Origin of the sequence: Micromonospora sp. WMMD956 (assembly GCF_029626125.1) — a bacterium.
Lineage (GTDB): Bacteria > Actinomycetota > Actinomycetes > Mycobacteriales > Micromonosporaceae > Micromonospora > Micromonospora carbonacea.
The window spans coordinates 7,512,697-7,526,741 of the sequence record NZ_JARUBI010000005.1 but is presented as its reverse complement, the minus strand read 5'-3'; the positions used below and the strand labels follow the sequence as shown (position 1 = coordinate 7,526,741).

At 70.3% G+C, this 14,045-nt stretch carries 13 protein-coding genes; 2 read left to right on the top strand and 11 right to left on the bottom strand.

Annotated features, from left to right (window positions below; all coding sequences use genetic code 11):
- Window positions 1–171 precede the first annotated feature (171 nt).
- The 11 genes from O7628_RS32535 to O7628_RS32485 form a co-directional block, all read right to left on the bottom strand.
- The gene (locus O7628_RS32535) at window positions 172–1,563 is read right to left on the bottom strand and encodes an FAD-binding oxidoreductase (RefSeq protein WP_278136158.1); all 1,392 of its coding nucleotides are present in this window, start codon (window positions 1,561–1,563) and stop codon (window positions 172–174) included.
- A gap of 167 nt (window positions 1,564–1,730) precedes the next feature.
- The gene (locus O7628_RS32530) at window positions 1,731–2,519 is read right to left on the bottom strand and encodes a methyltransferase domain-containing protein (protein WP_278136157.1); all 789 of its coding nucleotides are present in this window, start codon (window positions 2,517–2,519) and stop codon (window positions 1,731–1,733) included.
- Window positions 2,516–3,304 carry a hypothetical protein gene (locus O7628_RS32525; protein ID WP_278136156.1) on the bottom strand — a complete coding sequence of 263 codons (789 nt, stop codon included), beginning with the start codon at window positions 3,302–3,304 and terminating at the stop codon, window positions 2,516–2,518. The genes O7628_RS32530 and O7628_RS32525 overlap by 4 nt, the downstream gene beginning before the upstream one ends.
- 203 nt (window positions 3,305–3,507) lie before the next feature.
- Window positions 3,508–4,317 carry an ATP-binding cassette domain-containing protein gene (locus O7628_RS32520; RefSeq protein ID WP_278136155.1) on the bottom strand — a complete coding sequence of 270 codons (810 nt, stop codon included), beginning with the start codon at window positions 4,315–4,317 and terminating at the stop codon, window positions 3,508–3,510.
- Window positions 4,301–5,104, bottom strand: a complete 804-nt coding sequence (locus O7628_RS32515) for an ATP-binding cassette domain-containing protein (RefSeq protein ID WP_278136154.1) — start codon at window positions 5,102–5,104, stop codon at window positions 4,301–4,303. The genes O7628_RS32520 and O7628_RS32515 overlap by 17 nt, the downstream gene beginning before the upstream one ends.
- Window positions 5,101–6,153 carry a branched-chain amino acid ABC transporter permease gene (locus O7628_RS32510; RefSeq protein WP_278136153.1) on the bottom strand — a complete coding sequence of 351 codons (1,053 nt, stop codon included), beginning with the start codon at window positions 6,151–6,153 and terminating at the stop codon, window positions 5,101–5,103. The genes O7628_RS32515 and O7628_RS32510 overlap by 4 nt, the downstream gene beginning before the upstream one ends.
- Window positions 6,150–7,010: a branched-chain amino acid ABC transporter permease gene (locus O7628_RS32505; protein WP_278136152.1), complete on the bottom strand. Its 861-nt coding sequence runs from the start codon at window positions 7,008–7,010 to the stop codon at window positions 6,150–6,152. The genes O7628_RS32510 and O7628_RS32505 overlap by 4 nt, the downstream gene beginning before the upstream one ends.
- A 35-nt stretch (window positions 7,011–7,045) precedes the next feature.
- Window positions 7,046–8,260, bottom strand: a complete 1,215-nt coding sequence (locus O7628_RS32500; protein ID WP_278136151.1) for an ABC transporter substrate-binding protein — start codon at window positions 8,258–8,260, stop codon at window positions 7,046–7,048.
- A 47-nt stretch (window positions 8,261–8,307) separates the two neighbouring features.
- Window positions 8,308–8,925 (bottom strand): ATP/GTP-binding protein, encoded by a 618-nt coding sequence (locus O7628_RS32495; RefSeq protein WP_278136150.1) that lies wholly within the window; start codon window positions 8,923–8,925, stop codon window positions 8,308–8,310.
- On the bottom strand, window positions 8,922–9,338 hold the full coding sequence (locus O7628_RS32490; protein WP_278136149.1) for a roadblock/LC7 domain-containing protein: 417 nt from the start codon (window positions 9,336–9,338) through the stop codon (window positions 8,922–8,924). Before O7628_RS32490 ends, O7628_RS32495 begins: the two co-directional genes overlap by 4 nt.
- On the bottom strand, window positions 9,338–11,707 hold the full coding sequence (locus O7628_RS32485; protein WP_278136148.1) for a nitrate- and nitrite sensing domain-containing protein: 2,370 nt from the start codon (window positions 11,705–11,707) through the stop codon (window positions 9,338–9,340). Before O7628_RS32485 ends, O7628_RS32490 begins: the two co-directional genes overlap by 1 nt.
- A 580-nt stretch (window positions 11,708–12,287) precedes the next feature.
- Between O7628_RS32485 and O7628_RS32480 the strand changes: the two genes are divergently transcribed.
- Both O7628_RS32480 and O7628_RS32475 read left to right on the top strand, forming a co-directional pair.
- A complete protein-coding gene (locus O7628_RS32480) occupies window positions 12,288–13,265 on the top strand; it encodes a transcriptional regulator (RefSeq protein ID WP_278136147.1) in 978 nt (325 codons plus the stop codon).
- Window positions 13,262–13,969 carry an SDR family NAD(P)-dependent oxidoreductase gene (locus O7628_RS32475; RefSeq protein WP_278136146.1) on the top strand — a complete coding sequence of 236 codons (708 nt, stop codon included), beginning with the start codon at window positions 13,262–13,264 and terminating at the stop codon, window positions 13,967–13,969. The genes O7628_RS32480 and O7628_RS32475 overlap by 4 nt, the downstream gene beginning before the upstream one ends.
- The last annotated feature ends 76 nt before the right edge of the window (window positions 13,970–14,045 follow it).

Here is a 14,045-nt window from a genome sequence, read left to right as displayed (position 1 = left end):
GGGTGGGTGGGGCGGCGGCTGCCGACGTCGGCTCGTTCGCCTGGAGAGACCGGTCATCCGGTGCCGGTTGGACTTCCCGCAGGGGAAGCGCAGCCCGAGCACGTCGAGGGGCCGTGGAGGCGTGGCCGGAAGACCTCGGGGCCGGGCGGCCGCGAGGAGGTGGACGCGGTGTCACCGCAGCGGGGCCGCCTTGCGGCGCGCGGTGGTGTCCTGCCGTCGGGAGAACCTGGGGCCGCCTGTTGGTTCTACGGCGGGTGACGTGGGGCGGGTGAAGGTTTCGGCGAGGTGGAGGTGGTCGGCGGGGATACCGGCGAGGGGGAGTCGGTGGCGGGCGTGGTCGATGAGTGCGGGTGGGCCGGCGACGTGGACGTGGTGGCCGGGCCGGTAGTGGTCGAGGACGGCGGTGAGCACGTCACCCTGGGCGGCCGGGTCGACGAGGGGGTCATCGGTGAAGGTGGGTCTGATCGTCAGCCACTCGTGGTGAGTCGTCTGGAGGGTGTCGAGGGTGATGCTGTCGTAGAGGTCTTCGAGCGTGCGGGCACCGACGATGAGGGTGACCCGCCGCTGCCGGCCACTGGCGGCGCTGGTGGCGGTGAGGTGCTCGACGATGGCGCGAAGGGGCGCCAGGCCGGTGCCGCCAGCGGCGAGGAGGAGATCGCCGTGGTGGTCGGGGTCGAGGGTGAGCCCGGCGTGGTAGGGCGGGCCGAGCCACACGTACTCCCCGACGGCGGCGTGGTGGGTGAGACAGGGCGAGACGGGTCCGTCGGGAATAGCGCGGACGTGGAGCTCGATGGTGCCGTCGGGGCGGGGTGCATTGGCCGGGGAGTACCACCTCCAGGCGCCGGGTCGGTGGAGTGTGGTGACGGGGAGAGCCTGGCCGGGTTCGTACTGCAGGCGGCGGGGACGCAGGGTGAGCACGGTGGTGGTATCGGTTGCCGGGTCGCGGTCGATGATCTGCGCGGGGGTCCACGGATGTGTGGTGGTGAGGCGGTGGGCAGCGCGGTGGGTGAGGTTGAGGACGTGGTGGCCGTGACGGCGCCACTGTTCGGCGATCGTGGACGTCCAGGTGGTGGGCACGTGGCGGGCGACGGTGGCGGTGAGGGCATCGACGAGCGTCTGGTGGTGGTAGGGCTGCAGGCCCAGGTGCCGGTAGGTGGGGGCGAACGCGGCGAGCAGGGCGGTGCGCCCGGCGTGGTTGTCACCCCCGGCGATCAGGTGACCGACGGTGGCCAGGAACAGTTGTGCATCACGTTCGGGCAGCAACCTCATCCCACGGTCGGCCAGCAGGCACCAGAAGTAGTTGCTGGCGTGGTGGATGCGCGGGGTGAGAGTTGTCCAGGAGGCGTGGAGGCCGTTTGGCTTCAGCCGCGTAGCGGCACCGCCCTCGGCGTTCATGGGAGGCGGCTGCCCGTGGGCGCTGGCCAGGTGGGTGTGCATGAGGCGTCTCCTGGGTGGTGTGGGTACGGCCGGCGGCGGGCTGGGGATGCTCCGCCGCCGGCCGCTGGCCGGTTCCCGCCGCTCCGGCTGGAGGAACAGCGGAGGCGGGGCCGGCCGGGCAGCCATTCGGGTTGGCTGCCGCTGCCGCCCTCGCAGACCCGGTGTGCGAGCCGGGGTCGGGTGGGCGGCGGAGTGAGGCATGGGTGAGCTACGTCCAGTGACTGAGCAGTGTGGGTGTGGGTGACCTTGGGCCTGAGCGATCGGGGCGCATCAACAGGTCCGGGTCCGGCAGGTCACTGGGGTTTCTGGGCGCGGGTGGAGGCGAACTGGTAGGAGCGCACCACGGTGTAGGGGTCGGTCATGAGTTCACCGAATCGGTCGAGCTGTTGCGGGGTGAAGCCGTGGTGGATGAGGTGGTCGCGCAGTTGGATCGCGTTGTCGGCATAGAGGGCGCAGCCGGGTCCTCCGCCGGTCCATGTCTCGGAGTGCCACCGGGTGTGGACGTGGTTGAGGCCGGCGGCGAGTAGGACATTAGGTTCCTCGTCGCCCCATGAGAGATTGACGGCGCGGCCGGCCAGGACGGCGAGGATGTTCTCGATGACGTCGGTGATGAGGGTGCCGTCGGTGTTGTTCGAGGCGCGGTGCACCAGGGCGGGGGTGTGGACGATCTCCCCGAGGACCAGCCATCCGCCTGGTCGTAGCAGGTCGATCATCTGGCGCAGGACGTCGCGTCGGTTGGGTAGGTGTTCGAGCACGCACCGGGCGGTGGCGAGGTCGATGCTGCGGGGTTCGCCGGGGATGGGCTCGCGGCGCAGGTCCCGCTGGTAGACGTTGATCACTGCGGTGGGGTGCAGCAGACGGGTGTCGGCGTCGACGGCGGTGACCTTGCCGTGTGGGCCGACGAGACCGGCCAGGTGCGCGACGATCGAGCCTGCTCCGGCGCCGACGTCCAGGGCCCGTTGTCCGGGTTTCACGCCGACCGCGGCGAGTTCTCGTCGGGTGATCGGGTCGAGGACCGCCTGGAGCGGGCCGAGTTGGCCGTGGTTGTTGCGGAACTGGTAGCTGCTCTCCGTGCTGGTCACGGCGTCTCTCCTTCTGACGATGGGACGCAGAGTGGGGGCGGGTACTCGATCCAGCCGCGTCGCTGCTGCGGGACCATTTCTGCAGGTAGCGGGTGGGTGGGGTCCCACCGCTGCCGCTCGTCGTTGGTGGTTGGTTCCCACCAGCGGTTGTCGGTGCGGGTGTGCGCGAGGAACAGCGCGTATGTGACGACTTGCCAGGTGCCTGCCTGGAGGCGGGAGATCTCGTAGGCGAGGACTTCTCCGGTGGCCGGGTGCAGGATCAGTAGGTACCGGTAGCCGTCGGCGTCGGCGGTCGCGACGCCGACACCGACGCGGCCTGCTCGGTCGGCGACGGTCGGGTAGGCAGTGAGGTGCGGGAGGTCAGCCAGGATGGTCAGCGCGGTGTGGCGTCCCGTTTCGTAGGGGCTGTGCCAGCTGGCGAGGTCGATCATGCCCAGCACCGCATCCGCCGGATCGTTGTCTGCGGACTGGGATCTGATGTTCAGGGCATGGCGGAGCAGGTCAGCGTCGCGGTAGGGGTCGGTGCGCGGGGCGGGCCAGCCGAAGGTGTCGTAGAGATGCTGTCCCGGTCGCCACCACTGCCGGTTCACCGCTGTCCGCTCCGGTGGATAGCGGGTGGCCAGTGCCGCTCCAGCTCCATCCTGGTCGAACCACCGCAGGATCTCCTGGACCCGACCGTTGAATCCCCACTGCCGGAACCAGACATGGTTGAACCGACCGTGGACGCGGTCGCAGGGCGTCGTGGTCATCTGCGCCGCGAGATCCCGCAGGACCGAGCCTGCCATGGTGGGGTACCGCAGGCGGGTCGGCTCGTGCCGGTCGGCGACGGCGGCAAGGTCGCTGCTCGCGGTGGGCGTCGCCGGGGGCACGACGCAGGCCGCGACCGACTTGGGGGCAGCCGGAACCGTAGCCGTGGGTACGCCGCCGGTTGCTGCCGTGAGGAGAAGGACGGTGACGGCGGCGGCCGTCGTGTGAGCAGCCCGGCGCCTCATGAGTCATCCCTCAAGGAAGGGCACCGGCTGTGAGTGGGCGGCTGGTGGCCGGCGGCAACTGCGATCGGCGAGCGGGGCCCGGAGGGCGGCTGTGCGGTGGTGAGGCCGAGGTGGCGGCGGATCAGCGCGTCGGCGTCGTCGGTGTCCGGATCCAGGGTTGGGCTGATCCGTCCGCTGGTCAGGACGTGGACGGTGTGCGCGAGGGCGGTGGCGAAGCGAGTCTGGGGCAAAGCGATCAGGACGGTGACGCCGTATCGGGGAAGGCCGGCCAGCGCGGCACGGATGCGGGCGGCCGCGGTGGGGGCGAGTCCTTCGGTAGGTTCGTCGCACAGCAACAGCCGGGGAGCCAAACGTAGGGCTCGGGCGATGGTGAGCATCTGTTGTTCGCCGCCGGAGAGCTGGTGGGCGCGGTGGCGGAGCCGGGCGGCGAGTTCGGGGAACAGGTCCAACAGTTGGTCGAGGTTCCATGACTGGCCTCGGTCCTGCTTCCGGGTGGTGGGGCGGGTGATGGCGAGGTGGTCGTGGACGGTCAGGGACGGCCACAGCCGGCGACCCTGCGGAGCGAGGGCGATTCCAGTGCGTGCTGCGCGGATCGGACGGATGCCGGTGATGTCGTGGCCGTCGAGCACGATGTGCCCGGCGGTGGGCCGCAGGTGCCCGGCGATGGTGTGCAGCAGGGTGGTCTTGCCGGCACCGTTCGGGCCGATGACGGCGTGTACGCCGTGGGGTGGCAGGACCATGCTCGCGCTGCGGAGGACGGGGGTGTCGGGGCAGTGGCCGACGGTCAGGTCATTGATGCGCAGCATCGGTCGTCTCCGGGGTGCCGAGGTAGAGGGCAGCGACCGTGGGGTCGGCGCGGACCTCGGCGGTGGGGCCGTCGGTGATGCGGCGGCCGTGGTGCAGCACGGTGGTCCAGTTGGCCAGGGCGGTCACGACGGTCATGTCGTGCTCGACGATCACCATGGCCAGCCAGCCGGGCAGGCCGGTCAGGATGTCGAGCAGTTGGGTGGTTTCGGTGTCGGTGAGGCCGGCGGCGGGTTCGTCGAGGAGCAGGATCCGTGGTTGGCTGGCGAGGGCGACGGCGAGGTCGAGCATCCGGCGGTGCCCGTGTGCGAGGTGGCCGGCCGGTTCGTCGGCGTAGCCGGCGAGGCCGACGAGGTTCAGCAGCTCGTGTGGGGTGTGGTGGGGGTTGTGGCGGTGGTGCCAGCCGCCGATGCGTACGCAGTCCAGCACGGTCAGGCCGGGATACACGGTGGGGTGTTGGAAGGTGCGGCCGATGCCGGCGCGGGCACGCCACGAGGATCGGCGGCGGGTGATGGTCTGGGCATGGAGGGTGATCTGGCCCGTGGTGGGTCCGATGGTGCCGGCGAGGAGGTTCAGCAGGGTGGATTTGCCGGCACCGTTGGGGCCGATGACGGCGTGTCGGTCACCGGGCGCGATGGCGAATGCGTCGAGGTCGAGCACGGTGAGTTTGCCGTAGCTGTGGCGCAGGCCAGTGGCGGTCAGGCCGGTGCCGTGGGCGCGGTCGATGTCGGCGTGTGCGCGCCGTGACGGGACGCAGTCGTTGGCGTCGACGGGCTGGCCGGTGCTCATGCGGGGCTCCTGTCGGCCGGTGGCGGGGTGATGCGGTAGGTGGCCGGTCGGGCCCGCCTGGCAGCGGCGGTGGTGAGGTGTGTGGGGAGGGCGGCCAGGCCGCCGGGCAGCAGGTAGACGGCGGCGACGAACAGGCCGCCGAGTAGGAGTGGGGCGTGGCCGGGCCATGGCGCGGCGGCGACGTCGCGGACGGTGAGGACGAGCACGGCTGCGGTGGCGGCGGCGGGCAGGCAGCGGGGGCCGCCGATGACCACGGCGAGCAGGGCCAGGGCCGCGGTGCCGAATCCGACGTCGGCGGGCGTGATCCACCGGTGGGTGTGGATGAGCAGGGCACCGGCGATGCCGGCCAGGGCCCCCGCGCCGGTGTGTGTGATCCACAGGTAGCCGGTGGTCGGGTGGCCGCTGGCGGCGGCGCGGCTTTCGTTGTCGCGTACGGCGGTGAGGAGGGTCTGCCAGCGGTGGAGGAGGTATGTCGCGGCGGTGGTTGCGGTGATCGTGATGGTGGCGGTGTAGAGCAGCAGCGGCCGGTCGGCGGTCAGCGCCGGTGTGCCGGGGAGCAGGTGGGCGGCGGGGATGCCGGCGAGGCCGTCGGTGCCGCCGGTGATGGTGCGCCACTGGCCGGCGGTGATCGCGGTCAGCTCCGCCGCCGCGAGGCTGAGCATCAGCACCACGGTGCCGCGGTAGCGGACGAGCAGCGCCCCGAGCAGTCCCGCGGTGGCGGCTCCGGCGACGGCGGCGACGAGCAGGTGCGCCGCGGCGAGGGTGACACCGGTCAGGGCGAGGTGGGCGGTGGTGTAGGCGCCGGCGGCGTAGGGGGCGACCTGGCCGAGGGTCGGCAGGCCGGCGTGGCCGGTGATGGCGGCGACGCTGACCGCGAGCAGGGCCAGAGGGAGCATCCGCGCCAGGGTGGCGTGTAGGTAGCCGTCCGGCGTGGCCGCCACTGCGGCTACCGCGACAGCCGCCAGCAAGGGCCCGGCCCATGGCCGTGCGCGCTGTTGTAGCCGCAGGATGCGGCCGGTGGCCAGGTTGGCAAGGGTGTCGACGCTCATCGGCGTGTCCCGGGTTGTGGGGTGCGGCGGGTGAGCAGCGAGAGGGCCATCGCGGCGACGAGCAGGTACGGTGCCCACGCCGGTGCGGTGATCACCCCGATGGTCTGGACCAGGCCTGCACCGATCGCGGCGGCGACTGCGCCGGGCACCGATCCGAGACCGCCGCAGACCACGATGACCAGGGACAGCAGCAGGGTGGTGTCGGCGGTGCCCGGTCCCACGCCGAGGATCGGGGTGACGAGTGCACCCGCGAGGCCGGCGAGGGTCCCGGAGGCGATCAGGACCGTAGCGTCCACGGTGCGGGGGTTGACGCCGATGCCGGCGACCATTGCCCGGTCGTCGACGGTGGCGCGGACGAGTCGTCCGGCGCGGGTGCGGTGCAGCACCGCGTATCCGACGACGGCGACCATCACGGCGACGGCGAGGACCGCGAGCCGGTCGGCCGGGTACCGGTGCCCCGCCAGTGTCAGGGTGGCGTCCAACGGGGCCGGTACCTGCGGGCGACGGGTGTCGGGTCCGAAGATGGTGGTCAGCAGGTCGGCGCCGATCAGCGCGATACCGAAGGTCAGCAGTGCCTGGTGGAGGTGGCCCCGGCCGGCCAGCGCGGCGGTGCCCGCCGCGAGGATGGCCCCGCCGACGCCTCCGACCGTGGTTGCCGCGACGACGGCGAGGGCGAGGCTGGTCCAGGTGCCGGCGCTGGTCGCGGCGGCGACGTACCCGCCGGCGGCGAGAAGGGTGCCGTGGGCGAGGTTCAGCACTCCGCCAGCGCCGAGGGCCAGGGTGAGGCCGGCGGCGGCGATCGCGAGCAGCAGCCCGTAGGTGATCGCGTCGACGGCGGGGATCAGGTAGGTGTCCACAGCACCTCCTTCTGCGGGTGAGGCGGTGCGGGAGGTCAGTTGGCGGGCAGGGTGGTGAGGTCCTGCACCAGCACGTTGGACAGCACGGGCCCGTCGGGCCGGACCTCGCGCAGGTACCAGCGCTGCATCGGCCGGTGCAGCGTGGGGTGGAACTGCCAGTCCCCACGCGGTGAGACGACCCTGCCGACCGTGCCGATGGCGGCGTTGAGCTTCTCCCCGGTGACCGGCCCGTCGACGGTGGAAAGGGCCCGGTCGAGGACTGCGGCGGCATCGTAGGAGGCCATCGCGTAGGTGGTCGGCTGGCCGGGGTGCCCGGCGGCGGACCATGCGGCCACGAAGTCCTGGTTCGCGGTGTTGGCGAGGGTGGGACTGTAGTTGAGGACGTTGCGGATTCCTGTGGCCGCCGTGCCCTGCGCCGACAGGACGGAGCCCTCGGTGAGGAACCCGGCCGCGTAGAGAGGCACGTCGGCGAGGTCGGACTTGCGGTACTGCGTCACGAACGCCACTGACGCGGCGCCGGCGTAGAACGTGTACACCGCCGCCGGGTTCGACTCGGCGGCCTTGTTCAGGTACGGCAGGAAGTTCTCCGTGCCGGGAAACGGCGTGAACAGGGCCTTGCCGTCCGGGTTGGCGAGTTTCCCGCCGAGGCGGGTGAACGTGTCGGTGAAACCGCGCAACTCGTCCCAGCCGCCCTGGTAGTCGGGGCCGATCGCGTACACCGTCCCGTCGGCCACCTGCGTCTTGACGTACTCGGCGATGGCGATGCCGGGCTCGTCGCTGTTGTAGGAGGTGTGCCACGTGTAGGCCAGGTCCCGAGGCTTCCCGCCGACCGCCGCGAACGCCGGCCGGGCGTTCCCGCCGACCAGGGGGATCTTCCGTTCGGTGGTCAGGGTCTGGACCTTGTCGACCGTCGCCCCACCGACCAGTCCGGTCAGCGCGACGACCCGGTCGCGTTCCAGGAGCTTGCGGGCGGCGGGGACGGCGGTGGCCGGGCCGTCGCCCTCGTCGGCGACGACCAGGTCGATCGTTCGGCCGCCGAGCTTGCCGCCGTGGGTGTCGAGGTAGAGGCGGAAGCCGCGCTGCATGTCCTCACCGACGGCGGTGTAGGTACCCGACAGCGACACCAGCAGCCCGATCCGCACCGCGGTCGTGTCTGCGCTGGCGGTGGTGCAGGCGGTGGTGGTGAGCAGCAGGCTGGCGACGGCCGCCGCAGCGAGTCCACGCCGGGCACGTCGAGGCGGATGGGTCATGGAAGTGGGCTCCTTCGCGTTAGGTGACAGGTGCACGCACAAGCCGCTCAGCGCCGAACGGCCAAGGTCGCAGCGGGGGCCGGGGTGGCGGTGGCGCGGGTGAGGGCGTGCTGAACGAGAGCGATGAGAAGGTGCCGGACGCTGTCGCGGTCCCGGGCGTCGACATCCACGATCGGCACGTCCGAACCGAGGGTCAGGGCCTCCCGCACGTCCGCCACCGCAACGGCGCGGGCGTCGGGGAAGTGGTTGACCGCGACCACGAACGGCAACCCGGCGTGTTCGACGTAGTCCACGTGCCGGAACGAATCCTGCAACCGGCGTACGTCGACCAGGACCACCGCACCGGCGACACCGCGGCTGATCGCGTCCCACATGAACCAGAACCGGTCCTGTCCGGGCGTGCCGAAGACGTAGAGGGTCACCCCGTCAACGTCGAGACGACCGAAGTCCATCGCCACCGTCGTGGTCGTTTTCGCCGGGCTGCCGGAGGTGTCGTCGACGCCAGGTGTCGACATCCGCACCTCGGTCGTGACCGGGGCGATGTCCGACACCGCCCCGACCAGCGTCGTCTTGCCCACCCCGAACGGGCCGGTCAACATCAGCTTCACACCCGGGTGCGGGCCACGCGTCGGCCGAGGGCTGGTGGCGGGGGCCGGGACGGTCATCTCCGGCCCGCCACGGTGAGGGCACCGGCGAACGCGGGGGTCAGTTGGTCGCCCACCTGCTCGGCGAAGCGCCCCAACTCGGTCGTGACGAAGGCGAGATCGGCGTCGCGGGTGGTCAGCGCGAGCAGCGATGCGCCGCTGCCGACCGCCATCAGGATCAGAAAGCCCGCCCCGAGTTCGGTGATGTTGCCCTGCACGGGGCCCGCGTTCAGGTCGAGTGCGGCACCGTTGAGCAGGCTGCTCAAGCCCGCCGCTACGGCAGCGACCCGCTCGGCGGCGTCGTGGTTGAGCCCGTCGGTCCACGCCAGGAGCAACCCGTCGGCGGACACCGCGACGGCCTGGCTGATCCCCGCCACCCGCTCGACGAGGTTGTTGGTCAACAGGTAGCTCAGGTTCGGGCTGGCTGCAATCATCAGGGGTGACCTTTCGAAGGGAAACGACGGTGGCTGAGGCCACGCTGATAGGCGGCGGCCGTAGCCGCCAGACCGCGGGAAGACGGACCGGGAACCACTGCCGGGCCAGGCCGCGCAGGGGGTACGAAGGCGGTCATCGGCTGGCGCCGCGGCAACCCGTTGGGGGTGGTCGCCGGCTCGCCGTGCCGGAGACGCGGTGCGGGCAGACGCGCCGCCGCGGGCAGGTGCACGGTCGCGCCTTCCTCGAACCAGGGCGAGCGCCGAGCCACCTCGTCGAAGACGGGAGTCACCTGGTCCACACCGCGCGCCGCACGTGGCGGCGGGATGACCGGCAGTATCTGGGTCGCCGCGTCCACGGGATGCGGCACCCGTGACTCGACACGACTGGTTGATCCCGCCGGCTGGTCGGGGCGCCGCAGAGCCTGCCCTGCCGGGAGATGAAGGGCGGCAGGGTTGGTGCCGGGTGCCCGCCGGCCCGCCACCGGGCCCGTAGGCAACGCCGGTGGCGGCGTGGTCGCGACCAGGAGCTTGCTGGCCGGAATCTCGACTTCCGCGACCGTGCCGCCTGCCTGCCCTGGCAGCAGCCGCACCCGCAGGCCGTGTGCCGCCGTCAGCAGCGCCACCGTGGCCACGCCCTGCCGGCGAATGTGCTCCACCTCGATCATGGGCGCCGGGTCGGCCAACTCGCTGTTGAGCCGCCGCAGCAGATCCGGTTCGATCCCCGAGCCGGTGTCGGTGACCTGGACGATTACCCGGTCACCGAGCAGATGCCCCGTGACCACCACCTCGTCGGGGCTGTAACGGGTCGCGTTGTCCAACAGCGACGCCAGCAGGTGCACCAAGTCGTCGATCAACGCTGGCGGCACCGCCACCCGCTCATCGATGGCACCCGACACGACCCGCCGGTACTCCTGGATCCGGCTCAACGCCGCCTGCGCCACCGTCACCAACGCCACCGGCTCCGGATGCACCGCCCCCAGAGAACGACCCGACAACACCAGCAGGCTCTGCGTGGCGTGCTGCAACTGGGCGGCGAGATTGTCGAGCCGGAAGAACGTCGCCAGCGTCCGGGAGTCCGCCTCGTCGCGCTCCGCCAGGTCCAGCTCCCGCAGCAACCGGTGCGCCATCCCCTGACACCGGCGTCCGACCGCCTCCACCGCGCCTGCGGCGACCCGCCGCTGCCGCGACAAGTCGATGGCGATCCGATACACCGTTGCCGCGAGGGTGTCGAACGCGGCAGTGACCTCATCAACCTCGTCACGGCCCGCACCCGCTGCCGCGAGTGCCGCCGGAGCGGGCGGCATCGCCGCTGGATCCGCCGGATCGGCCACTGCCACCCGCCTCACCAGGTCCGGCAGATCCACGGCGGCCATGCCCGTCACCGCGTCCCGGACCCGCCGCAGCCGCGACGTCAACGCCCGGCCCTGCCGCAGCGCCAGCACACCCGCCACAGCCACTATCACCACCGCCGCGCCGGACAACACGCCTGTCGTGGCCCACTGCTCGGCGCGCCGCCGCGACACCTCAGCGGCGATATCGGCGTCGACCCGCGTCTGCACCGCGTGCAGACGCTCACGACGCTGCGCGCTGACCCGGACCCACTCGTCGACGTCAACCCGCAAGCGGGACCCCACCCTGCACCGGGTGACCTCGTCATCGACACGCTGCGCCGCGAGGACCTCCGGCCCGGACAGCGCCTGGTCCAACCACGACCGCCACCGCGCCGACGACCGCTGCGCCACCGTCAGCAGCGCCTCCTCGTAACCCGCCCGCGCCCCCGCCAACTCCTGCTGCAAGGCCTGCGTCAACAAGCCACCACCAGCCGCGAGCACCGCCGTCTGCTGAATACCCGCGTACTCCGACGCCCGCGACAACGCCTCCGCCACCCGCAGCCGGTCCGCGACCTGCCCATCGGCACCACCGACCTGACCAACGCTCTCCCGCACCGCCAACCCCAGCGAGATCGCCACGCGGTAACGCACCAGCACCGCCGTACGCGAAACCGACCGGCTCCTCACCTGCTCCCGCAGCCCAGGCAACCGCATCAACTGGCCATCGAACGGTGCCAACAGCCGCTCAGCGTCACGATCGCCGGCACCGAAGCGTCCACGGCGCTGCCGGTACTCCCCAACCACCCGATCCGTGCGAGCAACCTGCTCCAACAGCGGGTTGGCACTGCCACGCGCGCTCGACACCAACTCCGCTGCCGTCACTCGCTCCCGGCCGAGCTCATCAACCAGCTCACCCACCGCGGCGGACACCGCCACCAAGGACTGCAAACGGTCGGCGCCACGCCCCTGCAAGCCCGCCGACACCACACCCCACCCCGCGAACAACACCGTCGCGGACAAAGGGATGGCCAGCAACAACGCCAACCTCCGAGCAACAGGCACAGCAGAACCTTCCGCACGTTCTAGAAACAAGAGCCGCTGTGCGATAGATAACCGTGGTCTGGCCTCACCGGTCGACCGCTACGCTGTTGTCTTGGTGTTGTCTCCTCCTGTCGTCCGCCCATTTGTGATGGTCACAGGTCACTTCGCAGGGCATCGAGGGATAGAGTGGTCGCGACGCGAGGGAGGTGCGATGGCGCGAGCAGCGACATCCGCGAGCCAGCTTCTGGTTCACCCGCTGAGCTACGTTCGACAGCAGCGAAACTGGACTCACCAGGACTTGGTCAACGTGATAGCTCGGCGCCTGAATACGGCTGCTCGTCGTGAAAAGGCATGGCGCTGGGAACGATGGGGCGTGGTACCCGATGACCCGACGCAGATGGCTCTGGCAGCGGAACTTGGGATCCCAGAAGAGACGGTGCGACAGCGAGGCTGGCCTCACTGGCTTCCGGCAGGCCCTTCTGTCAGCGTCTCAACCCCCTGGACGGCCACAGGTGCGCTTGCGCTTCTCGACGAGACGGCAGGCTCAGCCGTGCTAGACCGTCGTGGGTTCCTGACCATGGGAGCGGGGCTCGCCACCACCGTCGCAGAGCAGTGGCTCGGCATCGAAGCACCCCGACTGTCAACCGCGCTTCAAGGAGGCCGGATTGACCGTGAACTGGTCGACTGTCTTGAGCAGCGACTACCAACGCTGCGCAGGATGGATGCAAGCTTGGGCGGAGGCAGCATCCGAGGCCTTGTCGACGCCGAGCTACGTCTAGTAACCGACCTCCTCGCCGGTGGTTCATACTCGACGCCCACCGGACAACGGCTCTTTACGATCGCTGCTGAGCTGGGCCGGATCGCGGGATGGGCCAGCTTCGACGCTGGCTTTCACGCAGCTGCCGAACGGTACTGGTTTACCGCTCTAAGGTCAGCGCACGCGGCGGAGGATCGGTCTGCCGGTGCCAACATCTTGAAGTGCATGAGTCTGCAACGCGTCGACACCGGCCGCCCCGTGGAAGCGCTTGAGCTGGCCAGCGCCGCCCGCGCTGGTGCCAGTGGCGCGCCGGCACGTGTCCGCGCAATGCTCTCGACACGAGAGGCACGCGCGCACGCTGTCCTTGGCGATGCAACAGCGTGCGAGCGCCTGCTCAGTCAGGCCGAGACCGAGATGTCACTCGCAGACGACGAGCCGACGCCCGCATGGGCAGCGTACTTCGATCAAGCCGAGTATTGTGCTCAGACTGCTGCCTGTTACTTGCTACTGCAACGCCACCAGGCCGCTGACCAGTGGTTGGCACGAACACTCGCTCTCCAGCCAGACGAGCGGAGCCGCGACCGGGCCACCTACCTTGTCTGGCGTGCCGATGCCATGCTGAACCTCGGTGATATCGAACATGCCTGTGCTCTTGTCGGCCAGGCAGTACCAGACATCGCTGCCGCCCGCTCCGTACGCAACCAGCGGCGACTCATCGACATCCACGGTCTTTTGACAAGGCATCAGCACCCAGCCGTCCAGCAGCTCGATGAGCAGGTACGGAGCCTCGTCTCATGACCGATGAACAGCGAGTGGCCGTGGTGACGGGATCGAACCGTGGCCTCGGATTGGCGCTCGCCCGCCGTCTCGCGCAGCAGAGCATCCACGTGATCGTGACAGCACGCTCCGAAGAAGCGGCCGACCGCGTGGCGGGTGACCTAGCTCGTGAAGGCCTACCAGCCTCCGGGCACCAGCTTGACATCACGGACGCCGCGAGCGTGGCCCGTCTGATGGCTGATGTCGGCTACCTCCATGGCCGCTTGGACGTGCTCGTCAACAACGCCGCCATCGCAATCGATCGAGGGCAGCTCGCCGCTGCCGCCGATATGGAGAAGGTCCGGGCAACTCTGGAAGCGAACATCATGGGGACGTGGCGCTGCTGCACAGCAGCAGTACCAGAGATGAAGAAGAATGGCTACGGCCGGATTGTCAACATCACTAGTCACATGGGGACGTTTGCTCACATGGGGCCAGGCAGCGTGGCATATCGCGTGTCGAAGGCCGGAGTCAACGCTCTGACCTGTATCCTCGCCGCCGAACTTCATCCCGAGGGAATTCTCGTGAACGCGGCCAGCCCTGGGAAGGTCGAGACGCGACTAGCGTATGGAAAAGCGAATCATTCGCCGCAGGAAGCTGCCGATTCTCTCGCCTGGCTTGCAACACTGCCTGAGGACGGCCCCACAGGATGTCTATTCCACGGGCACGATCTGCTGCCGTGGTGAGAACCCGATTCGCGTCTCCGCATCGGGTTGTGATCAACAACCTGGCGGAGGCGACTGCGACGGTCTCGTCGGCGAG

What these genes read in the sequence shown, in the direction of transcription:
- O7628_RS32520 (WP_278136155.1), bottom strand. Translation starts at nt 4,317, where the DNA reads ATGCTGCGCATCAATGACCTGACCGTCGGCCACTGCCCCGACACCCCC.
- O7628_RS32515 (WP_278136154.1), bottom strand. Translation starts at nt 5,104, where the DNA reads ATGAGCACCGGCCAGCCCGTCGACGCCAACGACTGCGTCCCGTCACGG.
- O7628_RS32475 (WP_278136146.1), top strand. Translation starts at nt 13,262, where the DNA reads ATGACCGATGAACAGCGAGTGGCCGTGGTGACGGGATCGAACCGTGGC.
- O7628_RS32490 (WP_278136149.1), bottom strand. Translation starts at nt 9,338, where the DNA reads ATGATTGCAGCCAGCCCGAACCTGAGCTACCTGTTGACCAACAACCTC.
- O7628_RS32510 (WP_278136153.1), bottom strand. Translation starts at nt 6,153, where the DNA reads ATGAGCGTCGACACCCTTGCCAACCTGGCCACCGGCCGCATCCTGCGG.
- O7628_RS32495 (WP_278136150.1), bottom strand. Translation starts at nt 8,925, where the DNA reads ATGACCGTCCCGGCCCCCGCCACCAGCCCTCGGCCGACGCGTGGCCCG.
- O7628_RS32525 (WP_278136156.1), bottom strand. Translation starts at nt 3,304, where the DNA reads ATGGCAGGCTCGGTCCTGCGGGATCTCGCGGCGCAGATGACCACGACG.
- O7628_RS32500 (WP_278136151.1), bottom strand. Translation starts at nt 8,260, where the DNA reads ATGACCCATCCGCCTCGACGTGCCCGGCGTGGACTCGCTGCGGCGGCC.
- O7628_RS32480 (WP_278136147.1), top strand. Translation starts at nt 12,288, where the DNA reads ATGGGAGCGGGGCTCGCCACCACCGTCGCAGAGCAGTGGCTCGGCATC.
- O7628_RS32535 (WP_278136158.1), bottom strand. Translation starts at nt 1,563, where the DNA reads ATGGCTGCCCGGCCGGCCCCGCCTCCGCTGTTCCTCCAGCCGGAGCGG.